We start from the raw sequence: 24,210 nt of genomic DNA, 5'->3' as shown, positions 1-24,210 counted from the left end.
GTGGCTCGGTTTCGCGGGGAGGCCAGCCCCCCCCCCCCCGCGCACGGGTTTTCCGCCATTCACTGGGCCTCGGCTGTGGGGGGGCGCCCCCCTAAACAGGGGCGCGCCCGCAGTATCCATCCAGTAGGTATCAGGCCAGGTCCTGGACCTTGGGCACCGTGACCACCACCTGGTTGCCCGGCGGCAGGTAGGTCAGGCTCGCGAAGGCCAGCTGGCGGGACAAGGCGATGCCCCGTCCGTTGGGCGCGAAGGCGCGCTCCGGGTCGAAATCGAGGAACTGGCGCCAGTCGAAGCCCTCGCCGTCGTCACGGATCTCGAACACCCAGCGGCTCTCGTCGCAGCGCACCCGGAGGCGCACGACCTTGTCGCGGTTCTCGGGCAGGGCGAGCCGGCGGGTGATCTCCTCTTCCCAGCAGTCGGTCTCGCGCAGGCGGCTCTTCTCGGCGAACTCGATGCCCAGGTTGCCATGCTCGACGCCATTCACCAGCAATTCGGACAGGCCCATCGCCAGCGTATCCGGCTGGGGCCCCAGCAGGGCGATGAAGGACGCCAGCACCCGCGCCTCCTCGAGGGTGCGGATGCGGAACTCGCCTTCCTTGATGCACCGGAAGGCCTGTGCCTGTTCTGCCAGGCTGGCCGTCAGCTCGCGACGTACCCGCATGTCGTCGAGGGCGGAGCGGATGATAGTCTGCAGCGCCTCGCCCTCAAACGGCTTGGTGAGGTAGTAGTAGGCGCCAGCTGCCAGGCCCTCGCGGACCTGCTCGGGCGAGGTCGCCGCGGTCTGCATGATCACCGGGGTCGAACGCAGGCGCTCATCGCCCTTGATCTTGCGCAGCACGCTGATGCCGTCCATGCCCGGCATCATGCGGTCGAGCAGGACCAGGTCGAAGTGCGAATCAGGCTGGCTCAAGACCTCCCAAGCGGCTTCACCGGAATCCACCATCACCAGGTCGAAACCCATTTCATCCAGGTACTCGCCGACAATGTCCAGATTGAAGGGCTCGTCATCCACCACCAGTATCTTTGCCTTGCTCATGTTTCTCCCTCTGTAGCCTCTGCCGGCAATGGCCTGTCCTGGCCTGCCAGCGGCAATGCGACGATGAATTCTGCACCGCCCGCCGAATTATTGCGCGCCTGGATATATCCGCCATGCGCAGAGACGATCTCCTGGCAGATCGCCAGGCCCAGCCCGGTCCCGCCGGCGCCGGTACGGGTCCGGCTGCTCTGCACGAACTTGTCGAAGACCGCCCCCAGCTCGTCTACCGGAATCCCGACCCCTTCGTCCGACACACTGAACACCATCGCCCGTGCGTCATCTCGCCCCCGTGCCGGGCGAGCCTCGGACAGCCGGCCGAAACGCAGGGACAGCAGGATGCCCTTACCCTCCGGCGTGAACTTGGCCGCGTTGGAGAGCAGGTTCATCACCACCTGCCCCAGGCGCGCAGCGTCCCCATTGAGCAACGGCAGTTCTGCGTCGCGCTCCACCCGCACGTGTAGCTTGCGGGCCTGGAACAGCGCCTCGAACTCACGCAGGCTGTCCTGGACAACCCGGGCCATGTCCACCGGCTGCATGTTCAGCACCATCCGCCCCGCCTCCAGCTTGGACAGGTCGAGCAGGTCGTTGAGCAAGAGCAGCAGGCGCTCGCCGCTGACCCGGATACGATGGAAATAGCTGCGCAGCTTCTCGTGGCCGGCCTGGGCGATGCGGCTTTCGCCCAGGCGGGCATAGCTGAGAACGCCATGCATCGGCGTGCGCAGCTCGTGGGACATGTTGGCGAGAAAGACCGATTTAGCCTCGTTGGCCGCCTCGGCGGCCTCCTTGGCGGCCTGCAGATCCCGCGTGCGCGCCGCCACCAGCGTTGCAAGGTCGAAGTTGTGATCGAGTATCTGGGCCTCGCGGGCCTTCACCTCGTCGATGTCGGTCTGGGTGCCGATCATCCGCAGCGCCCGGCCGCTGTCATTACGCTCGACCACCAGCCCGCGCGCCAGCACCCATTTGTATTTGCCATCCTGGCAGCGCAGCCTCGTCTGGTGCGTGAAATAGGGGGTGTCGCCGCGCAGATGGGCGTCACGGGCAGCCAGCAGGCCCGATAAATCGTCGGGATGGACGCGCCACGCCCATTCCCGGCTACTCTCCTCGGCCTCCTCGATCCCGTAGCCGAGCATGCTCAGCCAGCGCGGGGAGCGGAAGACCCGCCCGCTGGCGATGTTCCAGTCCCACACCCCATCGCCGGCACCATCCAGCGCGAACTGCCAGCGCGCCTCGCTCTCACGCAGGGCCAGTTCGGCCTCCTTGAGATCGGTCATGTCACGGATGACGGCCAGCGCACCACCCGTGCGCACGGCCCGGAAGCGGGCCTCGAAATGACGTTGCCGGCCGCCTCTTGCCGATGTGTACTCGATCCGCTGCAACAGGCCGCTGCGCGACGCGGCCTGGGCCGCGTCGGCAAAGCGGCGCGCCATGTCCGGCGACAGCGACTCGTCCAGGCGCTTGCCGAGAAAGGCCTCCGGCGGCATCGACAGGACTTCCCGGCTGTCCGCGTGGTAGCGCACGATGCGCATCTCGTCGTTGAGCTGGAACAGCATGTCCGGCATCGCCGCGATCAGGGATTCGTTGGTCGCGTGGGCCTCCTGGATGGCTTGCTGCTCGGCCTTCCGGGCCGTCACATCCTCGACGATGAGCCAGCGCTGGCCATCACTGCCACCGACCACAGTAGTCGTCACCAGAACCGGCACGCGCCGCCCGTCCTTGCGCACGAACTCGGTCTCGCGGGCGCTGGCGGCCACCGCCGGCTCCGCATCCGTGGCCTTCTCCGACGCCCCCCCAGGCTCCAGCTCGAGCCCTGCGTGCAGTTCGTCCTCGGCATAGCCGGTGATGCGGCAGAAGGCCGGATTGGCCTGCAGGTAACGCCCCGCCGTGTCGATCAGGGCCATGCCCAGGGAAGCGTGCTGGTAGAGCGCGTCGAGGCGGGCATGGGAGTCGACCACGGCCTGGCGGGCACGCCGCAAGGCCGTCACATCAGAGGCGGCACCGGCCGTGCGCAGCGGCTTGCCGGCCGCATCGAACTCGGCCTTGCCGGCCAGGTGGAACCAACCCATGCTGCCATCGATACGGGCAATCGACACCACGCAGTCGAGGGCGCGGGCGTCGCGGGTCAGGCCGCGGAAAGCCGCGATGAAGTCATGCCGCCCGGACACCGACATGGAACGCAGGATGCCCCGTCCACTGCGCGGCAACCCACCTTCCGGATAACCCAGCAGGCGGTCGCAGCGCGGCGACAGGAAGATCTCGTGCCGATCGGCCTGCCATTCCCAGATGCCTTCATCGGTCGCCGACACCGCCAGCTCAAAGCGCTTCTCGCTGGCGCGCAGTTCGCGGGTCATGTCGGCGGCCAGTCCCTCCGCCCGCTTCTGTTGCCCCGCCAGGCTGGCCACCACAAGGGCCAGCAGCACACTCGCCACGCCGCCCCCCGCCGCCGCCAGCGTCGATGACGCCCACTGCCCGGTCGGTGGCGGCGGCAGAATCGACAGACGCCAGTCGCGCTCGCCGAAATGCACTTCGCGTACCGCCACCGGCGGCGCCTGGATGACCGCCTGGTCCGCATAGACACGCAGGGGCTGCCCGTCGGTGATGTCGTCCACCACCAGATCGTAGCCGGCGATGGCCGCCGCCCGCAGAGTGTCGAACATCGGCGTCACGGCAATCGCCAACACCACCAGGCCCTCGGCAGCGTCCCCCTCTCCCCCGCCGATCTCGTCCAGCGGCCTGGCCGCCCGGTAGAGGACCACGCCGGGCACCAACTCATCCGCATTACGACCGGTCAGCGTGGCGGGGGCACTCATCGCCATCTCACCGGATTTCAGGGCTGCATCCATGGCCTGCCGGCGCACTGGGTCGGCGTAGGCGTCGAAGCCAATCACCCTATCCGCCCGCTCGCTCAACGGCCACAGGTAGATCAGCGGAAAACTACGGTGCCGCCCGCGCGGATTGGGCGGCGGCAGCACGCGGGTCGGCTTGCCGTAACTGGCCGTCAGCAGGGCCTCGACGGCGGGGATGCGGGAAACTTCGACGCCTCGCGCAAAGCCGAGCCCCAGCACTTCGGGCAAGGCCTCGGTCGGCTTCAGACCGGCCACATAGGTTTCGAACTCCCGCCGCTCGATCAGGTACTGGGCGGAGAACAGCCCTGTGACTCCACGCAGGATGAAATCGACCTTGCCGAAACGCTCCTTCAGCTGGTGCTCCAGCCGATCGGCCGCCGCTTCGTGGCGGGCCTGCTCAAACTCCGCATCCTGGTTACGCAGATAGGACCAGCCCCAGCCGGTAAGCAGCAGGCCAAGCCCGAGAACCAGACCAAACCAGCGCCGCTCCGTACCGGGCAGGCTGCGCAGGTGGCGAAGGATGGCCCGGATGCGGCTGGACGGGGTTGCGGGTATCGAACTCATGACCCGCAGGTGTACGGCCTGCGGCTCCAAAGCTTGAGGCGCCGCCACGCCTCGTCACAATCAGCGGCAGCCGACCTCGTCCTTCACACCGAACTTGCGCAGGATGTTCTCCAGCGGGCAGAAATGCGTGAAACCGCTCTGCAGCAGGTTGGCCCCAACGAAGGCGGTGAACCACAGGAAGTTGTGGCTGACGAAGAAGGGGCTGCCCTCCACGCCAAGGCCTAGGGAGACGAGCACGAAGGTGCCGGCAAACACCCGCACCCATTGGTTGATGTTCAGCTTCATGATGGCTCTCCGCCGTGCGCGCCGCGCCCGTAGGTAGCGGCAAAGTACAAAACCGGAATGACGACCAGGGTCAGCAGCGTGGAGACCAGCACGCCGAAGATCAGGCTGATCGCCAGCCCGTTGAAGATGGGGTCGTCGAGGATGAACAGCGCACCGATCATCGCCGCCAGGCCGGTCAGGCCGATCGGCTTGGCGCGCACCGCCGCCGCGTGGATGGTGGCCTCCGCCATCGGCACGCCGGCCGCTACCTGCTGGTCGATGAAATCCACCAGCAGGATGGAGTTGCGCACGATGATGCCGGCCAGCGCAATCATCCCGATCATGCTGGTGGCGGTGAACTGGCTGTGCAGCAGTGCATGCCCCGGCATCACGCCAATGAGGGTCAGCGGGATCGGCGCCATGATGATCAGCGGCACCAGGTAGCTACGGAACTGGGCCACCACCAGCACGTAGATCAGCACCAGGCCCACCGCGTAGGCGGCACCCATGTCGCGGAAAGTCTCGTAGGTGATCTGCCATTCGCCATCCCACTTGATGGCGTAGGCTGCGTAGGGGTCGTCCGGCTGATGGATGAACCATTCGTCAAGAGTGCCGGCCAGGCGCTCGCCGACCAGCGACAGGTCCTTCACCCGGCTGCGGATGTCGAACATGCCGTACAGCGGCGAATCCAGCTTGCCACCCATGTCGCCGGTCACATAGACCACCGGCAGCAGGTCCTTGTGGTAAATCACCTGCTCCCGCCGCGTCGACTCCACCTGAACCAGCTCCGACACCGGCACCAGCGCACCGCCGGCCTCCGCTGCACGGGCGCGGACGCGCATCTGCAGGATCTGCTCGATGCCCGACAGGTCTTCCGACGGCAGTGTCAGGCGCACCGGGATCTCGTACTTGTTGTCGCCGCCATGCACCGGCGTGACGTTCTCGCCGCCGAGGCCCAGCCGAACCACTTCGACGATGTCGGCCTGGGCCACGCCGAGCTGGGCCGCCTTGGCCTGGTTGACGCGCAACACCAGCTTGGGCGCCGCCTCGTCCACCGTGTCATCCACGCCGACGATGTCCGCGCTGGCCTCGAAAGCCGCACGCACCTTGCCGGCCACCGCGACCTGCCCGGCGTAGTCGGGGCCATACACCTCGGCGACGATCGGCGACAGCACTGGCGGCCCTGGCGGCACCTCCACGACCTTGGCGTTGCCGCCATGCTTCTTGGCGATGGCGGCCACCGCGTCGCGCACGCTCACTGCGATCTCATGGCTCTGCCGGCTGCGGTGATGCTTGTCCACCAGATTCACCTGGATGTCGCCCATCTCGGGCTGGGCACGCAGGTAATACTGGCGGACTAGGCCATTGAAGTTGATCGGCGACGCGGTGCCGGCGTAAGCCTGGAAGTCGGTGACCTCATCGACCTTGGCCAGCTCGGCACCGATTTCACGCAACACCTCGGCCGTAGCCTCGACCGGCGTGCCGACCGGCATGTCGAGGACCACCTGAAACTCGCTCTTGTTGTCGAAGGGCAGCATCTTCAGCACGACCAACTGCACCACGGCCAGCGACACCGACAGGGCGATCGCCAGCACCACGCCGAACCACAGCTTGGCGCGCGCGCGGCCGCCACGTACCGGATCGAGCAGCGGCGTCATCAGGCGGCGGAACAGGGCTTCGAGGCGGCGGGTGAGGCGGTCGGGGCCGTGGTCCGGCGGCGTTTGCGCGTCCTCGGCCTCGGGAGACGCATGCCCGCCCTTCATCAGCTTGCCGGCCAGCCACGGGGTCACCACGAAGGCCACCGCCAGCGAGATGAACATGCCCATCGACGCGTTGATCGGGATCGGGCTCATGTAGGGGCCCATCAGGCCGCTGACGAAGGCCATCGGCAACAGCGCCGCGATGACCGTGAAAGTGGCCAGGATGGTCGGCCCGCCGACCTCGTCCACCGCCTTCGGAATCAGCTGCCACAAGGGCTTGCCCGGCTCCAGGGCGTGCCAGCGGTGGATGTTCTCGACGACCACAATGGCGTCGTCCACCAGGATGCCGATCGAGAAGATCAGCGCGAAAAGGCTGACCCGGTTCAGGGTGAAGCCCCAGGCCCAGGACGCGAACAGCGTCGCAGCCAGGGTCAGGGTCACCGCCGCGCCGACGATCACCGCCTCGCGCTTGCCCAGCGCGAAGAACACCAGCAGCACCACCGCCGAGGTCGCGAAGACCAGCTTGCCGATCAGCTTGTCGGCCTTCTCGGTGGCCGTCGCGCCGTAGTTGCGGGTGATCGTCACCTCGACACCGTCCGGCACGATGCTGCCCTTCAGGGCATCGATGCGGCGGATCACGCCGTCGGCCACGTCAGCAGCGTTTTCGCCCGGCTTCTTGGAGATCGACAGGGTCACCGCCGGGAAGCGCTCGCCGGCCGCCGCGCCGGCATCCGGCGCCCCCTTGCCGAGGCCGTGCCACACATAGCGGGACGGCTGATCCGGCCCATCGAGCACCGTCGCCACATCGGCCACATGCACCGGCTTGCCGCCGGACACGCCAACCACCAGGCCCCGCACGTCGGCGGCGCTCTCCACGTAGGTGCCGGTCTGCACCAGCACCTCCTGGTTGGCGCGGGTCAGCACACCGCTCGGCTGGGATGCATTGGCGAGCAGCAGCGCGCCCTTCAGGTCCTGCGGCGTGATACCGAAGGCGTTCATCCGCCCCACATCGAGCAGCACACGCAGCACGTGGCCGGGACCACCGATGGTGCTGACGTCGCGGGTTCCTTTGACGCGCTTGAGCTCCACCTCGACCGCACGACCGATCTGCTGCAGGTCGAAGGCCGAACGGGTCTCATCCCGCGTCCACAGCGTGAGGGCCACGATCGGCACGTCGTCGATGCCCTTCGGCTTGATGATCGGCTCGGCCACGCCGAGCTCGGGAGAAATCCAGTCCCGGTGGCTGTGGATGGTGTCGTACAGGCGCACGATGGCGTCCTGGTTCTTCACGCCGACCTTGAACTGCACGGTGATCACCGCCATGCCCGGGCGCGACACCGAGAACACGTGATCCATACCGGCGATGCGCGACAACACCTGCTCCGCCGGCCGCGCGACGAGGGCTTCAACGTCCTTCGCCGAGGCACCGGGAAAGGCCACCATCACGTCGGCCATCGTCACGTCGATCTGCGGTTCTTCCTCCTTCGGCGTGATCAGCGCGGCAAACACGCCGAGCAGCATCAGCACCAAGGCCAGCAGAGGTGTGAGGGCATTGCGCTGGAACAGCGCCGCAAGACGTCCGGCAATACCCATGGTTAGCGGGCCTTCCGGGCGAGGCCGGCACGTACCGGGTCGAGGGCCACGCTCTCGCCGCCGGCAAGGCCGGCCAGCACCTCGACGCTGCCGTCGTCCAGCGCGTTGCCGAGGCGCAGCTGGCGCAGGCTGAAGCCACCCTTGCCGTCCGCCACGTAGATGCCAGTCAGCTCGCCGCGACGCAGCACCGCCGCCGCCGGCACCGCGATGCGCGGCGCCTCGCCGACCGCAAAATGCACACGCGCCGCCATGCCCGGCACCACACCCGTAACATCCGTAGGCAGGTTCACCCGCACGCGGGCCGTGTGGGTCCGCGGGTCGGCCGCCGGCAGTACGACGACGGACGCCGCATCGAGCCAGCGCCCGGACTCGGGAAACTCGACCCGAGCCTTCATGCCAGCCTTGGCCAAATCAGCCAGCCGGGCCTGGGGTACATCGGCCACCGCACGCAGGCTGCCCGGCTCATAGACGATCAGCAGCGGACGCCCTGGCTGGGCCATTTCACCTGCCTCGGTGAGGCGCTGGGCAACGACACCATTTAGCGGCGAGGTAACGGTGGCGAATCCTCGGGAGGCGGCTGCCTGCGCCCGCCCGGCTTCTGCCGCCTTCTGCTGGGCCAGCGCCGTGTCATAGGCCACCTGAGCTTGGTCGAGGGCGGCGGCGCTGATGAAGTTGCGTGCCTTCAGACTGCGGGTCCGCTCCAGGCTCAGGCGCACGTCGCCGAGCCTTGCCTGGGCCGCAGCCACGTTGGCTGCCGCAGCGGCTACCGCCTGGTCGGCCTCGCGGGTGTCGATGCGCATCAACACCTCGCCCTGGCGCACCCGTGCGCCAGCATCCACCTTGGCCTCCAGCACCCTCCCCTGGACCTGGGACGCGACGGTAGCCTGACGGACAGCCTCGATGACGGCTTCGCTGGCATAGGCGCCGGCACGGGCGAGCGCATGAACTTGGACAGTAGGAACAGCATCCGCCCCATCGGCCGCCAGCAGCGGCCCATGGACGAGCACCAGGCCGGCCATTAGGCCGGCGCACAGATGAGAGAAGTATCGCGACATAAATATTAGAGTAATCTAATATTTAAAACCGTCAAGTCCTCCCTGGATTCCACAACCATAGCTGGCTGCTGTGGGGGCGAATTCATTCGCCCCCACAGGCAGAAAGCCCTTCCGTCGCCAGCGTCAGGCTCCTGCCGAATACGCCGCCATCGCCCGCACGACGCCCTCGTCCTCGCCGACTGCCGCCACGAGTTCGATACGACAGTCCGGATGGCGGGCCCTGGCGGCCTCCACAAGCACCGGCACATCGCGCTTCAGGTGGCCACCCTGGGCCAGGAAGAGCGGCACGATGCGCAGACTGCGCGCACCGGCCGCAACCGAAGCCTCCACCGCCTCTGCCAGGGTCGGCTCCATCAGTTCAAGAAAAGCGACCGTCACCTGCGTGTCCGGCCGCAGGCGCTGCACCTCCGCCGCAATGCGGCGGGCCGGCTCAGCCCACTGTGGATCCCGCGCCCCATGGGCAAACAATACGATTGCGTCCTGCGTCATCCTCTACTCCTACCAATCTGCGTCAAAACTGATGTGACCATACTCGATGTTAATCCACGCCGTGGGTGGAACATGGTCAAATCCCGCTCCCCCAGCCTTCGCCGTTCCGACATGCCCATCCCACCCTCCACACGGCGTGCAGTCGCCACCCTCACACTCCTGGCCAGCAGCATTTTCCCCGCCCACGCCGAACTGCGTCCGGAATCCGTTCCCGGCGGCGTCGCGTCGATCCTCGTCGCGGATGCCGGCGCGCCACGCCCGGAAGTCCGCTACGCTGGCCACCCGGTGCTCCTGCAACAGCGCCGGGAAGGCTGGTACGCGCTGGTCGGCCTGCCCCTCGACACACCGGTCGGCGATCAATTCCTGGAACTCGGCCCGGACGGCGCCCGCCGCAGCCTGCCCTTCCACGTGGCCGCCAAGGCCTACCCGGTGCAGCGCCTGACGATCAAGAACCCCAAGATGGTCAATCCCGACGAGGAGGACCTGGACCGCATCAACGCCGAGCGGGAGCGGCAGATTTCCGTACGCAGCCAGTTCCGCGACGTGCCGGTGCCGCGCACGGACCTCGCGCTACCGGCCACTGGCCGCCTGTCCAGCCGCTTCGGCCTGCGCCGCATTTTCAACGACGAGCCCCGCGCGCCGCATACCGGCCTGGATGTGGCTGTGCCGACTGGCTCCGCTGTACGCGCCCCCGCCGATGGCGTGGTGACGCTGGTGGACGACTTCTACTTCAACGGGAAAACCGTCTTTGTGGACCACGGCCAGGGCTTCGTCAGCATGGTCTGCCACCTGGACAAGGCCAACGTCACGCTCGGCCAGGCGGTACGCCGCGGCGAAGTGCTCGGCCAGTCCGGTAGCAGCGGCCGGGCCACGGGCCCGCACCTGCACTGGAGCGTCTATCTGAACGGCGCAGCGGTCGATCCCGCCCTGTTCATCGGGCCGCAGCCAGCCCGTTGAGGACCCGCGCGGCGGCGAACAGTCCGACGCTGGCAGTCACCGTCACCACAGAGCCGAAGCCGGCGCAGTTGAGACCGGCCGGCCCGCCCACCGACGCCTCGCAGGCCACATCGGACGACGGGTAGCGGAGCGGCTCTGTGGAGAACACCGCCTCCACACCGAACTTCTTCTTCGGGTCACGGGAAAAGCCGTGGCCCTTGCGCAACTGCCCACGCACCTTGGCCAGCAGCGGGTCCTGGATGGTCCGCGACAGATCGTCCACGCGGATCTGGGTCGGGTCGATCTGTCCGCCGGCGGCGCCACAGGTAACCACCGGCACGCCGGCATGCCGGCAGAAGGCGATCATCGCCACCTTCACGCGTACCGCGTCGATGGCATCCACCACGTAATCGAACCCCGCACCCAGCAGCTCGGCAGTGTTGTCAGCGGTCACGAAGTCATCCACCACATCCACCCGGCAGCCCGGGTTGTAGCCGGCGATGCGCTCACGCATGGCCTCCACCTTGGCCTGCCCAAGGGTCGCGTCCGAGGCGTGGATCTGGCGGTTGATGTTGGACTCCGCCACATGGTCGAGGTCAATCAGGGTCAGCCGGCCGACACCGCTGCGCGCCAGGCCTTCGGCCGCCCACGAGCCAACGCCGCCGATGCCAACCACGCAGACCCGCGCCTCCGCCAGCCGGGTCCGCCCAGCCTCACCGTACAAGCGGACCAGGCCGCCGAAGCGGCGGGAATCGTCGGGGGCGGAAAAGTCGGAAGCATCCATCGGCAAACCATCCACAAACAAAGGGCGCAATTATCGACCCGGACGCCCATGGTGGGGCAAATTGCGAAGGAGAGACGATACGAACCAGAGCGGCCCCACAGGGGCCAACTGTAGGGGCGAATTCATTCGCCCGCGGACTTGGATCAGGCGCCGGAGGGCGAATGAATTCGCCCCCACAGAAGAGTCCGCGATGCGCTGCAGCACTCAACGCCAGGCGGGAACACCGCCATAATGAGCGCCTCCTGTCATCCATGCATTCCGGCACGCCGACCCATGCCCCGCTACACGCACATTCTGTTCGATCTCGACGGCACCCTCATCGACTCCGCGCCGGCCATCCTGGCCAGCTTCCGCGACGCCTTTGCCCACGCCGGCCTGAACCCGGTGGTCGCCATCGATGAGAGCATCATCGGCCCGCCGCTGCTGGAAACCCTGCAGCAACTCAGCGGCAGCTCCGACGCGGCGCTGATCGCCCGCCTCGCCGACGGCTTCAAGGCCAGCTACGACAGCGAAGGCTACAAGCAGACCGCCGCCTATGCCGGCGTCGGCGACATGCTCAAGACCCTGAAGGACGCCGGCCTGTCCCTGTCCATCGCCACCAACAAGCGCATCCACCCCACCCGCCTGATCCTCACCCACCTGGGCTGGCTCGACTACTTCGACCACATCTACGCGCTGGATCTGTTCGAACCGAGACTGCCCACTAAGGCCGCGATGATCGCCCGCCTGCTGGCCGACCACGAATTGCCGAAGGACACAGCCATCTACATCGGCGACCGCAGTGAGGACGGCGAATCGGCAGATGCCAACGGACTGCCGTTCATCGCGGCGACGTGGGGTTACGGGAGCATCGCGGCGGAGGCGCTGCCGGCCCACTGGAAGGCCGCGGCACAGCCCGGCCAACTATCCGACGCCCTGCGCAAGGCCTGACCCTCCACGCACACAGGCTCCAGGCCGGAGCCTGCGGCAGGACCACCCAAAGGAAAAACCCGCACCATGAAAATCGCGCTGATCACGGGCATCACGGGCCAGGACGGATCCTACCTGGCGGAATTCCTGCTGCAGAAGGGCTACGTCGTCCACGGCATCAAGCGCCGGACCTCCCTCTTCAATACTCACCGGATCGACCACCTGTTCCAGGACCCACACCAGTCCGACGGTCGCTTCGTTCTGCATCACGGGGACATGACGGACTCGTCGAGCCTGATCCGGATCATCCAGAAGATCAGGCCTGACGAAATCTACAACCTGGCCGCCCAGAGCCACGTCGCAGTCAGCTTCGAGGAGCCGGAATACACCGCCAACTCGGACGCCCTCGGCCCGCTGCGCATCCTGGAAGCCATCCGGATGCTCGGCCTCGAGAAACAGACCCGCTTCTACCAGGCCAGCACATCCGAACTCTACGGCCTCGTGCAGGAGACGCCCCAGCGGGAGACCACGCCCTTCTACCCCCGCAGCCCGTACGCCATCGCCAAGCTCTACGCCTACTGGATCACCATCAACTACCGGGAGGCCTATGGCATGTATGCCTGCAACGGCATCCTGTTCAACCACGAAAGTCCGGTCCGCGGCGAAACCTTCGTAACGCGGAAGATCACCCGTGCGATTGCCCGCATCAAGCTGGGACTGCAGGACTGCCTGTATCTGGGCAACCTCGACGCCAAACGTGACTGGGGGCATGCGCGCGATTATGTCGAGATGCAATGGCTGATGCTGCAGCAAGACCAGCCGGAAGACTTCGTCATTGCAACGGGCGTCCAGCACAGCGTGCGGGACTTCATCGACGCCGCCGCCCACGAACTGGACATGCACATCCGCTGGGAAGGCAGCGGGACGGACGAAAAGGGCTACTGGGTATCCGCCGACGGCACCCTCCGGGCCGCGAACCCCATCGTGGCCGTGGACCCACGCTACTTCCGGCCGACAGAAGTCGCGAGCCTCCTCGGCGACGCATCCAAGGCGCGGGAAAAACTGGGCTGGTCACCCAGGACAGGCTTTGCCGAACTGGTTGCGGAGATGGTGCGCGAAGACCTGATGGAAGCCCGCCGGGACGAGCTCGTCAAACAGCACGGCTTCAGCGCCTTCGACCACCACGAGTGACAGCCCGCAATCGGCACCGCTGAGAGAGCAATCGTGCGTATCCTCCTGACCGGCGGACGCGGCATGGTCGGCCGCAACTTCCTCGACCACCCGAAAGCCCGCGGCCATGACATCCAGGCCCCGGGCAGCGCCGAACTCGACCTGCGCGACGCCGCTGCGGTACGCAGCTGGCTCGCCGCAAGCCCACCTGACATCATCATCCATGCCGCCGGCAGGGTCGGCGGCATCCAGGCCAACCTGCGGGAGCCGGTCGCCTTCCTGGTGGACAACCTGGACATCGGGCGCAACCTGGTACTGGCCGCCCGGGAATATGGCGTAAAGGCCCTGCTCAATCTCGGCAGCTCATGCATGTACCCGCGCAACGGGACCAATCCGCTGCACGAAGAACTGATCCTGCAAGGCGAACTGGAGCCCACCAACGAGGGCTATGCGCTGGCAAAGATCACCGTCGCCAAGCTCTGCGAATACATCACCCGGGAAACCCCCGATTACCAGTACAAAACGCTGATTCCCTGCAACATCTACGGCCGCCACGACAAGTTCTCCCCCGACAGCGCGCACATGCTCCCTTCCATAATCCGCAAACTGCACGAGGCGAAAACCTCGGGTCGCACCGAGGTGGAGATATGGGGCTCGGGCGAGGCGCGCCGGGAGTTCATGTATGCCGGCGACCTGGCCGACTGCATGTGGCGCGCGGTCGAACAATTCGAATCCCTGCCACCGCTGATGAATGTCGGCCTCGGCCGCGACTGGACCGTCAATGAATACTATGCAATTGCGGCCCGGGTAATCGGCTATTCGGGGCGCTTCACCCACGACTTGACAAAGCCCGTGGGAATGCTGCAAAAGCTCGTCAGCATTGAACGCAGTGCCCGCTGGGGTTGGTGTGCCAAGACGCCCCTGGAGAAAGGCATCGAAATCACTTACGACCATTACCTGAAGGGCCCGGACCGATGAGCAGCTCCAAATACCCGCTTGCCACCTCGAGCTGGGACCAGGCGGAAGAAGAGGCCATGCAGCGGGTGATCCGGTCCGGCATGTTCAGCATGGGGCCGGAGGTCCGGGCTTTCGAGGAGGCCTTTGCGCAATACATCGGCAGCCGGCATGCCGTGATGGTCAACTCCGGCTCGTCCGCCAACCTGCTGATGGTGGCCGCCCTCTTCTATACGAAGGGAAACGCGCTCAAGCGGGGCGACGAAGTCATCGTCCCCGCGGTGTCCTGGAGCACGACTTATTACCCGCTCCACCAATACGGGCTCAAACTGCGTTTCGTCGATATCGACCTGCATACGCTCAATTACGACCTCGAACAGCTGGCCGCCGCAATCAGCAGCAAGACGCGCCTGATCATGGCAGTCAATCTGCTCGGCAATCCGAACGATTTCGACACGATCCACGAGCTGATAGCCGGCCGCGACATTATCCTCATCGAGGACAATTGCGAATCGATGGGTGCCGAATTCGGCGGGCGAAAAGCCGGGACTTTCGGCGCCATGGGCAGCTTCAGCTCGTTCTTCTCCCACCATATTTCCACCATGGAAGGGGGCGTGGTCGTCACCGACGACGAGGAACTGCACCATATCCTGCTTGCGCTGCGGGCCCACGGGTGGACCCGCAACCTGCCCAAGTTCAATCACGTCTGCGGTGAAAAGAGCGACGACCCCTTCAAGGAATCCTTCCGCTTCGTACTACCGGGCTACAACGTCCGGCCGCTGGAGTTGTCAGGCGCCATCGGTGTCGAGCAGGTCCGCAAACTTCCCGCCCTGATTGCCGAACGCCGGCGCAACGGTGCCCTGCTGCAACAGGCGCTGGCCGACCACCCCCATCTGCTGATCCAGCGCGAAACCGGGCAAAGCAGCTGGTTCGGATTCAGCCTGGTCATCCGGCCCGGATCAGGCCTGACCCGGGAACAATTGATTGCCCAGTTGACAGGCATCGGCTTTGAATGCCGCCCCATCGTCGCCGGCAATTTCACCAAGAATGAGGTCATGCGCTTCTTCGATGCCGAGGTGCAAGGAGAACTCGGCAATGCCGAATATATTGACGGGAACGGGCTATTCGTCGGCAATCACCATTACCCCATTCCCGACGCAATTGACGAACTGGCCCGGCTTTTCAGTTAGGGTCTGACGTCTGGCAATCGGAACAACATGCAAGAAAGGACATCTTATGATTTACGTTAACATCCAGGGCGGACTCGGGAACCAGTTGTTTCAATCTGCCTTTGGCTTGCTGGTGGAGCAGCGTTCCGGCGTTCCAGCCCGCTTTCTGAATCACAGCTATACGAATTACAGCTACGGATTCAAGTACGAACTCGAGGCGTTCCCCAATCTTCAAAACCGTGCGGTTCCCCTAACCTCAATCCCACCCAATGCCCTTCATTGTCGGGAAAACCTGAACGAACTCGCATCGTCCAATGCCCTTGACTACATAGCCGGGCTCGCCCGTGAGCACAAGGACATCGTCCTTGATGGATACTGGTCAAATGAAGCGTACTGGGGTGACAACGAGGGGTTCGTCCGCGCCCTTGTGACTCCAGTTCCACCCAACAGCGAACTCAGCCTGCTTGGTGAGCAGATACGCGACATGAATACCATCGGCATTCATGTCCGCCGGCACGAGTATGGGCATCACGGCGTAGCTTGCATGGACTATTACCGCAACGCACTGAAGGAAATTCGGCGCATCCACGGAGAACTGCCGGCACTGGTATTCACGGACGAATTCAATGTCTGCCAGTTCGAGTTCCATGGCATCCCCAATCTCCAGGTCGTGCATGGCGACCCCAAAGAGCCCTTGCTGGATTTTTATGGCCTCTGCAGCTGCAAGCACTTCATTCTGTCGAATTCATCCTTTTCATATTGGGGGGCCTTCATCGCCGAAACCCCCGATTCCATCGTGTACATGCCCTATCCGTTCTGCACCTTCTTGAGTACCACAGTGCTGCACCAACGGGCTCAGCGCTGGCACATCGTCGAGGGAGCTGTCCGAAGGGCGTGAATACTGAGCAGTTTTGCAGCGACCTGTTCGAAAGCTATATGATTCTCTGAGTACATGAGCCCTATCTTCAGCCTGTCCAAAATACCGCAGCAATATATTTCTCGAATTACAATTTGACCCTGCTCTTCATCGGCACCGTCCCGGCCGTCGGCCCGTGGGGCGAAGTCGATTCGGCCAGCTATCTCGACGCCTACTCCGACATCGATTTCCATGACATTGCCAATTAACGACCTGAAGCGCCACAACGCCCCGCTCGACGCCGAATTGCGGGCAGCCATCGGGCGGGTCCTCGAACGCGGCTATTACGTCCTCGGCCCGGAAAACAAGGCTTTCGAACAGGAGTTTGCGGCCTACCTCGGCGCGCCGGACGCTGTCGGCGTCGGCAACGGAACCGACGCGCTCGAACTGGCCCTGCGTGCCGCCGGCGCCGGACCGGGCCGGGAAGTGATCACCGTCGCCAACGCCGGCATGTATGCCAGCACCGCAATCCGCGCGGCCGGCGCAGCACCCGTCTATGTGGATGTCCTGGCCGACTCGCTGCTAATGGACCCGAGCCTGCTCGCCGCGGCCATCACCCCGGCAACTGCCGCCATCGTCGTAACCCACCTGTACGGCCGGATGGCTGACGTGGAGCAAATCGTCCCCTTCGCTCGCCAGCACGGCATCCCGGTCATCGAGGACTGTGCCCAGGCCCACGGCGCCCGCCGGCATGGACGCGCCGCCGGCGCCTGGGGCGATCTGGCCGCCTTCAGCTTCTACCCGACCAAGAATCTCGGCGCTCTCGGCGACGGCGGCTTGGTGACCGGGCAGGATACCGAGCGGCTGGCCCACGTCCGGCACCTGCGCCAGTACGGCTGGGCCACGCAGAAATACGAGTGCCGCGAAGCCGGCGGACGCAACAGCCGCCTGGACGAGATCCAGGCGGCCGTGCTGCGCGTCAAGCTTCCCCATCTGGACGCCTGGAACCAGCGCCGCCGGGACATCGTTTCCCGCTACCGGGCGGGCCTCCAGAATATCGGCTGGCAGCTTCCGCCTACGCCTGCCGAAGATGACGTGGCCCACCTGTGCGTGGTGCGCCCCCTGCAAAGGGAAGTGGTGCAGAACGTGCTGCAGGCGCACCAGATCGGCAGCGACGTTCACTATCCGGTTCCAGACCACCTCCAGCCCGCGTACGCCGGCGAGGCCCGCCCGGCATTGCCCGTCACCGAGGCCGCCGCGCGAGAGATCCTGAGCCTGCCCTGCTTCCCCGAAATGAGCGACGAGGAGGTCGCCACCGTGATCCAGGCCTGCCGGATCGCCTCCCAGAAGGAATCGACAACGTGAGCCATTTCATTCATCCGCAAGGGATCTGCGAAAGCCCCCGGATCGGGGCGGGAACGCGGATCTGGGCGTTTGCGCACGTTCTGCCCGGCGCCAGCATCGGTGCCGACTGCAACATCTGCGACAGCGTCTTCATTGAGAACGACGTCGTGCTCGGCGACCGCGTGACGGTCAAGTGCGGCGTGCAGTTGTGGGACGGCCTGCGCGTCGGCAACGATGTTTTCATCGGCCCCAACGCCACCTTCACGAACGACCCCTTCCCTCGCAGCAAGCGCCAGCCCGCACGCTTCTCTCAGACCGTCATCGAGCACAATGCGTCCATCGGCGCCAATGCCACGATCCTGCCTGGACTGACCATCGGGCAATACGCGATGGTCGGCGCCGGATCGGTCGTCACTCATTCGGTCCCGCCCTACGCCATCGTGGTCGGCAACCCGGCGCGTATCGTCGGCTACACGACGACCACCGCAGAAGGTGTCACCGCCCGCGCGGACAGCACGCCCGAACACGCCCAGTCGCGGGTCCGTGGCGTCTTCCTGAAGGAATTTCCTCGCCATCAGGACATGCGTGGCAGCCTGACGGTCGGCAACTTTGCCACCGACATCCCGTTCCTGCCGCGCCGCTACTTCATGGTCTTCGACGTTCCCAGCCGCGACGTGCGCGGCGAGCACGCCCACAAGGCCTGCGAACAGTTTCTGATCTGCACGAAGGGCAGCGTACGGGTCGTCGCGGACGATGGCCGGGACCGCCAGGAGTTCCTGCTCAACTGCAGCAACAAGGGGCTGTATCTGCCCCCGATGACCTGGGCCAGCCAGTACGCCTATTCAGCCGATGCCGTCCTGCTGGTGTTCGCCTCCCACGAATATGACGCCGCGGACTACATCCGCAATTACGACGAGTTCCTCGAACAGGTGACCGTCGCGGGAGATGCAGCATGAGCCGCTCCGTCGTCTGCTACTGCTACCACGTCTCGCATGTTTTCAATCTCGGCGAGATTCCCGCCATGCTGGCCGCGCGCGGCTGGCACGTGCGCTGGCTGAATGCCTTCCCGGCCACCTCCATGCCCGGCCCGCTGACTAACGGCATCGACTATCGTTTCGACGTGCCGCTGGAAGCGGTAGGCCAGGAAAGCGCGTCCCTGTACCTCACCCCCCTCGTCGCCCAGGCGGCCCATTTCCCCCGCGGTGCGCTGCGCGTGCACTTCCTGGTATCTCTGACCAGCCTCGAAGGCGTTTACGACGAAGGCATGTTCGACCACTACGATGCCATCGTCTGCGCCGGACGCCACCACATCGAAGAATTCGAGGCACTGGTGCGGCGGCGGAACCTTGCCGACAAACTGCTGCTGCGGGTCGGCTATCCAAAGCTCGACGGCCAGCGCCGGCAATTGCAGGCCTCCGGCCTCATTCCGCCGGAGAGCCCCCTTACCGTGGTCTTCGCCCCGACCCACGGCTACTACATCAACAGCCGTTTTTCAGTGGTCGGCCAATACGGGCGCAAGATCATCGGCAGCCTGACCGACGCCGGCGTCAAGGTCGTCTTCCGTCCCCACATGGAATCCTGGCGTGACCAGGACCGCGAAGAAGTCGAAGGCATCGTCAGTCAGTTCGATGGCCATCCCCTGTTCGCCCTGGACCGTTCGGGCAACTACTTCGAGACCTACGCGCAGAGCCACCTGATGCTCACCGACATCTCGGGCACCGGCTTCACCTACGCCTTCACCTTCGGCCGGCCGGCCCTGTTCTTCGCCCCCGATCCGGCCTCCGAGGAAGGCAAGAAGGGCATCCAGTTCGAACGCCGCGAGAACATCGGCCTGGTCGTCAGGGATCTGGATGCACTGGCACCAGCAATCCAGGCGGCCCACCGCCACTCCGGCTTCCTGCAGGGCCAGATTTCCGGATTCAGGGATTACCTGCTGTTCAATGTCGGCACCAGCGAAGCCAGCTTCGTCGAACACGCCCTCCCCCTCCTTGAAGCGCGGTCAGCCGCCAAACATCAGCGTTAATTTTGCGCAGGTACCCACCATGTCCCACAGCCAGCGACCCGACATCACGGTCGCCATCATGTCCTACAACAATGCGCGCTTCATTTCCCACACCATCGAATCGGTGCTGGCCGAAACCGGGGTGGCGCTGGAGCTGATCGTTTTCGATGACTGCTCTTCCGACGATTCGGTCGCCATCTTTGAGCGCTACACGTCGGACCCGCGCTTCAGCTTCTCTGTCAATGAGCAGAACCTGGGGATGATGGGCAACTACAACCGCTGCGTCGATTCGGGCAGCGGGCGTTACGTCGTGGTGCTCGGCTCCGATGACCTCGTGTATCCCGGGCATCTGGCATCCCTGTTCGCCGCCCTCGAACTGCACCCTGAATCGTCGCTGGCGTACACGCAATGCAACTGGATCGACGAGAACGGCGATCTGATCCGCCACGCCGACCATCCGGGACACCCGCCCCATTCCTATTTCGGCCATCGGGACGAAGTCGTCGACCTGCTGATCCACGACAATTACATCACGCCATCGGCCGTGATGTTACGGCGCAGCGTCCTCGATCGGGTCCGTCGGCCGGATGGCCATGTACACGCCCCCGACATGACCGCCGGCGACTGGGAACTGTGGACACGCATCGCCCGGACTGCGCCCGATTTCATTTTCCTCCGGCAGGCCACCCTCGGCTACCGTATCCATGGCGGCCAGGTGTCCCAGGACTTTTACCGCTCCGACAAACCCCTTGCCGAACACGTCAGCATCCTGGAACTGAATCTCGCCGACCAGGCGGCCCGCCGACGCTTGCAGAAGGCTGCCACACCAGTATGGGAACACTACGAACGGCGCCTCGCAAGCTATCCGCCGGACGTTCAGGCCAAGTACGCGCCACGCGGCGAAGCCATCAGACACCTGCTCTTTCCCCGCTCGAACCATGCGGGCGGCACAGAACCGCTGTTCAGCATCATTGTCACGACCTTCAACCGCCCGCTACTCCTCATTGACACGCTGCGCAGCATCGATGAGCAAACCTTCCAGGACTTCGAAGTCATCCTCGTCAACGACTGTGGCGAACCCGTAGAGCACCTACTGAACCAGTTTTCGGCTCCGATTTCACTGATACGGCACGGGATCAACAAGGGTTTGAGCGCCGCCCGCAACTCCGGCCTGAAACTGGCCCGCGGTCAGCACGTAGTGTACCTGGATGATGATGACCTGATGCTGCCCGAGCATCTGGAAACCCTTGCCAGCGCCATCGAATCACATCCCGGCCATGTCATCTACGTGGATGCAGACTACGTCAATGAAAGCCTCGAAGGCCGGCGACGTGTCGAGCACAGCCGCGGCAACCCCCTGGTCCATGAGGAATTCTCGGCGGATCGTCTGGCGGTGCAGAACTTCATCCCGGTCAACACCTTCAGTCATCCGCGCGCAATCATCGACCAGATAGGCGGTTTCAACGAATCTTTACCCGCTCTTGAGGACTGGGAATTCCTGCTGCGCCTGTCGGACGTCCTGCCTTTCTGCCACATCCACCGCACCACCGTCGAGGTACGCACCCGCCTCAACGCAGCCGGCAGCCACATGCTGGATCGGGAACGGGGCCGCCTGCCGGAACTCTACCAGGCCGTTTACGCTCAGCACCCCACTCGCGACGTAGACATCCGCCAGGCCCGCTCACAATTGCTCGCACGCTTCGAAGAGGCTCGCAAGGCCGCGACGAACGCCCCCAGCAACGCCGACAAGAACGGGGCTTCGTCCAAGGACGACAGGACAAACGAAGAAACCGACCGGCACAACTACGCCGTCTGGCGCTCGCGCCAGACACTCCAGGAAATCGATGCCCAGGTCCTCGCCGAACGGATGGTGCTCACCTGGAACCAGCAACCAGGCATCCACCTGCTGCTTGCGCTGTACCCTGGCGAGGAATCGCTGCTGGCCGACACGCTGGACAGCCTCCCGACCCAGCTCTACACCAACTGGCTGCTGACCGTCGTCACGGACCTGCCTGCACCGGAAGGCCTCGCCGATGCGCCCAACGTACAGTGGCTATCCCTGCGCGACGCAGCCCACATCGACTACGTGGTCGACGAGATGGCCGCGGCCTCGCCCGGCACCTGGCTCGCCCGTATCGAACCCGGACTGGTCCTCGAACCCCATGCGCTGCAGGTCATCGCCGACTACATCAACGCCCGCCCCGACTGGAAGCTCATCTACTGCGACGAGGACACGCTGCAGGAAGACGGCAGCTACACCGACCCGCTGTTCAAGCCCGACGTCAATCTCGACCTGCTGCGCTCCCAGGCCTACTTCGGCAGCCTGGTGCTGGTAGCCAAGGAAAGCTTCTTGTCCAGCGGCCGCTACGGCACGCACAGGGGGGCCGAGAACTACGACCTGTCCCTGCGCGTCCTCGACCAGGAAGGGGAGCACGCAGTCGGTCATATCAGCCAGGTTCTCGCCCACCTGTCCCGGCAGACCCGACGCTCCCTCTCCCCCGAAGCCGAAAAAAGCGCCCTGCAGGACCACCTGGCCCGGCGCGCACTCACCGCCGACGTCCTTGATGGCGCCGTGTTCGGTACCCGGCGGGTCCAGTATCAGTGGCCCAACGTACCGCTCGTCAGCATCATCATTCCGACGCGGGACAGGGAAGAGTATCTGCGCCCCCTCATCGAAGGCATCGAGGAGCGGACGAGCTATCCGAACTACGAAATCATCGTTGTCGATAACGACAGCAGCGATCCGGACACCATCGAATATCTGAACACCCTGCAGGAAAATGCGCAGGGCCATCCTGCGCGAGTGCTTTCCTGCCCGGGCGAGTTCAGCTGGGCTGCCAGCGTGAATACTGGCGCCTCAGCGGCTGCCGGTGACTACCTGTTCTTCCTCGACAACGACACCCACATTGTCCAGGACGACTGGCTTGATCGACTGATGGCCTTCGCTCAGCGCCCGGAAGTCGCCATCGTGGCCCCCCGCCTGACCTATCCCGAAACGGCCAAGGTGCAGGATGCCGGCACTATCCTCGGCCTGTACGGCGTGGCGGGCAGTCCCTGGAACAACAATGCCGACATCGACGAGCCAGGCTACATGGGACGCGCTCTGTGCGATCAGAACCTCAGCGCGGCAAGTGGTTCGGCGCTACTGGTACGCCGCAGCATATTCGTGCAGCTGAATGGAATTGACGGCCGGACCTACCCACTCTTCCATGGTGCCCTCGATTTCTGCCTGCGCGCCGGCGAACAAGGCCACAAGATCGTGTGGACGCCATATACAACGCTGGTTCACTACAACAGCGTTTCCCTCGCTGCGCGGCAACGCAAGCCGGAAGGCAAGTTAGTCGATCTGCAAGCCGGCCAAAAGGCCACAGACACGCTGTTCACTCAGTGGATGTCACGCCTAGCCAACGATGCGGCCTACAACCGCAACCTCAGCCTGGCAATCCCCTACAAGCCGGACCACATCACCCCCATCGACTGGGACACAAATTTCCATGACCGGCCGCGTATTCTTGCCACGCCGGTACCGGGTGGAGCAGGCGAATACCGCCTGCGCGCCCCCTTGCGCAGCATCAGCCAGGCCGGCCTAGCACACACCATGATCAGCGAGCCGCCGAAGGCCTTCTCCATGCGGATCCTGACTCCTATCGAGATCGCCCGTGCAGCGCCTGACATTCTGATCATGCATCAACCCCTTGATGACATGCAGAGCGAGGCACTTGATGCCTATGCACGCTATTTCCCCAAACTGCGCCGAATCCTGACGCTCGACGATCTTGTTATTGATTTGCCTAGGAAGCACCCCATGTACAAGAACGGCTACAAGGACGGGCGCCAGCGTCTGCGCCGCAACCTGTCACTGATGGATCGTGTCGTCGTCAGCACGCTGCCCCTGGCTGACCTGTGTGCCGACATGATCGAGGACATCCGGATCATGCCGAACACGCTGGAATGGTCCCTGTGGGGCGACGTGGCACCACCGCGGAAGCCTCGCAGCAAGCCCCGTGTCGGCTGGGCCGGCGCCCAGCAACATCACGGCGACCTCGAGCTCATTTACCCGGTGGTTGAAGCACTGGCCGATGAGGTGGACTGGATCTTCATGGGCATGTGCCCCGATGCGCTGAAGCCCTTCGTCCGTGAAGACCGCGGCTACGAGCTCGACTACCGCAAGTACCCCCAGGCCCTCGCCGCCATGGATCTGGACCTGGCGATCGCCCCGCTGGAAATCCATCCTTTCAACGAAGCCAAGAGCAACCTGCGGCTGCTTGAATACGGCATCATGGCCTGGCCGGTGATCTGCACGGACATCTTCCCGTACCAGAACGCTCCAGTGACACGCCTGCGCAATGATCCCGAGTTGTGGATCCGCGCCATCCGCGAACAGCTCGCGGAACCGGAAGCCCTGAAACAGGCCGGCCTGGCCCTCCAGCAATGGGTCAAGGATGGCTTCATCCTGGAGAATCACACCGCGAGCTGGTTCGCGGCCTACGGTTCCTGACGGTTGTCCAACTCCAGCCATCGGGCATATCGATGGCTGGAAAA

At 64.8% G+C, this 24,210-nt stretch carries 17 protein-coding genes; 10 read left to right on the top strand and 7 right to left on the bottom strand.

What is annotated here, in order from left to right; translation table 11 throughout:
* Positions 1 to 130: 130 nt before the first annotated feature.
* The 6 genes from ACE3RX_RS02680 to ACE3RX_RS02655 all read right to left on the bottom strand — a co-directional run bounded on the left by ACE3RX_RS02680 (position 131) and on the right by ACE3RX_RS02655 (position 9,544).
* Positions 131 to 1,036 (bottom strand): response regulator, encoded by a 906-nt coding sequence (locus ACE3RX_RS02680; protein ID WP_374480045.1) that lies wholly within the window; start codon positions 1,034 to 1,036, stop codon positions 131 to 133.
* Positions 1,033 to 4,443 carry a PAS domain-containing protein gene (locus ACE3RX_RS02675; protein WP_374480043.1) on the bottom strand — a complete coding sequence of 1,137 codons (3,411 nt, stop codon included), beginning with the start codon at positions 4,441 to 4,443 and terminating at the stop codon, positions 1,033 to 1,035. The genes ACE3RX_RS02680 and ACE3RX_RS02675 overlap by 4 nt, the downstream gene beginning before the upstream one ends.
* A 60-nt stretch (positions 4,444 to 4,503) precedes the next feature.
* Complete coding sequence (locus ACE3RX_RS02670) at positions 4,504 to 4,728, bottom strand: DUF2892 domain-containing protein (RefSeq protein WP_374480041.1); 225 nt, start codon at positions 4,726 to 4,728, stop codon at positions 4,504 to 4,506.
* Positions 4,725 to 8,000, bottom strand: a complete 3,276-nt coding sequence (locus ACE3RX_RS02665) for an efflux RND transporter permease subunit (RefSeq protein WP_374480039.1) — start codon at positions 7,998 to 8,000, stop codon at positions 4,725 to 4,727. Before ACE3RX_RS02665 ends, ACE3RX_RS02670 begins: the two co-directional genes overlap by 4 nt.
* Positions 8,001 to 8,002: 2 nt before the next feature.
* The gene (locus ACE3RX_RS02660; protein ID WP_374480037.1) at positions 8,003 to 9,055 is read right to left on the bottom strand and encodes an efflux RND transporter periplasmic adaptor subunit; all 1,053 of its coding nucleotides are present in this window, start codon (positions 9,053 to 9,055) and stop codon (positions 8,003 to 8,005) included.
* 123 nt (positions 9,056 to 9,178) lie between these two features.
* Positions 9,179 to 9,544 carry a sirohydrochlorin chelatase gene (locus tag ACE3RX_RS02655; RefSeq protein ID WP_374480034.1) on the bottom strand — a complete coding sequence of 122 codons (366 nt, stop codon included), beginning with the start codon at positions 9,542 to 9,544 and terminating at the stop codon, positions 9,179 to 9,181.
* Between the two features lie 111 nt (positions 9,545 to 9,655).
* Between ACE3RX_RS02655 and ACE3RX_RS02650 the strand changes: the two genes are divergently transcribed.
* Positions 9,656 to 10,501, top strand: coding sequence for a peptidoglycan DD-metalloendopeptidase family protein (locus ACE3RX_RS02650; RefSeq protein WP_374480032.1), 846 nt, complete (start codon positions 9,656 to 9,658; stop codon positions 10,499 to 10,501).
* Here ACE3RX_RS02650 and tcdA read toward each other — a convergent pair.
* Positions 10,476 to 11,264, bottom strand: coding sequence for a tRNA cyclic N6-threonylcarbamoyladenosine(37) synthase TcdA (gene tcdA / locus ACE3RX_RS02645; RefSeq protein WP_374480030.1), 789 nt, complete (start codon positions 11,262 to 11,264; stop codon positions 10,476 to 10,478). The genes ACE3RX_RS02650 and tcdA overlap by 26 nt on opposite strands.
* 273 nt (positions 11,265 to 11,537) lie before the next feature.
* Here tcdA and ACE3RX_RS02640 point away from each other — a divergent pair, with 273 nt between their 5' ends.
* The 9 genes from ACE3RX_RS02640 (at position 11,538) to ACE3RX_RS02600 (ending at position 24,166) form a co-directional block, all read left to right on the top strand.
* Positions 11,538 to 12,194 (top strand): HAD family hydrolase, encoded by a 657-nt coding sequence (locus ACE3RX_RS02640; protein ID WP_374480028.1) that lies wholly within the window; start codon positions 11,538 to 11,540, stop codon positions 12,192 to 12,194.
* A gap of 66 nt (positions 12,195 to 12,260) precedes the next feature.
* A complete protein-coding gene (gmd, locus tag ACE3RX_RS02635) occupies positions 12,261 to 13,364 on the top strand; it encodes a GDP-mannose 4,6-dehydratase (protein ID WP_374480026.1) in 1,104 nt (367 codons plus the stop codon).
* 33 nt (positions 13,365 to 13,397) lie between these two features.
* The gene (locus tag ACE3RX_RS02630; protein ID WP_374480024.1) at positions 13,398 to 14,321 is read left to right on the top strand and encodes a GDP-L-fucose synthase family protein; all 924 of its coding nucleotides are present in this window, start codon (positions 13,398 to 13,400) and stop codon (positions 14,319 to 14,321) included.
* Entirely contained in the window at positions 14,318 to 15,487 is a 1,170-nt protein-coding gene (locus tag ACE3RX_RS02625) for a DegT/DnrJ/EryC1/StrS family aminotransferase (RefSeq protein ID WP_374480294.1), read from the top strand. Before ACE3RX_RS02630 ends, ACE3RX_RS02625 begins: the two co-directional genes overlap by 4 nt.
* A gap of 46 nt (positions 15,488 to 15,533) precedes the next feature.
* A complete protein-coding gene (locus ACE3RX_RS02620; protein ID WP_374480022.1) occupies positions 15,534 to 16,364 on the top strand; it encodes an alpha-1,2-fucosyltransferase in 831 nt (276 codons plus the stop codon).
* Between the two features lie 210 nt (positions 16,365 to 16,574).
* Positions 16,575 to 17,687: a DegT/DnrJ/EryC1/StrS family aminotransferase gene (locus ACE3RX_RS02615; protein ID WP_374480020.1), complete on the top strand. Its 1,113-nt coding sequence runs from the start codon at positions 16,575 to 16,577 to the stop codon at positions 17,685 to 17,687.
* A complete protein-coding gene (locus ACE3RX_RS02610; RefSeq protein ID WP_374480018.1) occupies positions 17,684 to 18,622 on the top strand; it encodes a WxcM-like domain-containing protein in 939 nt (312 codons plus the stop codon). Before ACE3RX_RS02615 ends, ACE3RX_RS02610 begins: the two co-directional genes overlap by 4 nt.
* Positions 18,619 to 19,689, top strand: a complete 1,071-nt coding sequence (locus ACE3RX_RS02605; RefSeq protein WP_374480016.1) for a hypothetical protein — start codon at positions 18,619 to 18,621, stop codon at positions 19,687 to 19,689. The genes ACE3RX_RS02610 and ACE3RX_RS02605 overlap by 4 nt, the downstream gene beginning before the upstream one ends.
* Positions 19,690 to 19,708: 19 nt before the next feature.
* Complete coding sequence (locus ACE3RX_RS02600) at positions 19,709 to 24,166, top strand: glycosyltransferase (RefSeq protein ID WP_374480014.1); 4,458 nt, start codon at positions 19,709 to 19,711, stop codon at positions 24,164 to 24,166.
* Positions 24,167 to 24,210 lie beyond the last annotated feature (44 nt).

The sequence above is a fragment of the Zoogloea sp. genome (assembly GCF_041914405.1).
In the GTDB taxonomy this organism is placed as follows: domain Bacteria; phylum Pseudomonadota; class Gammaproteobacteria; order Burkholderiales; family Rhodocyclaceae; genus Zoogloea.
This window is presented reverse-complemented; position numbering and strand designations above follow the sequence as displayed.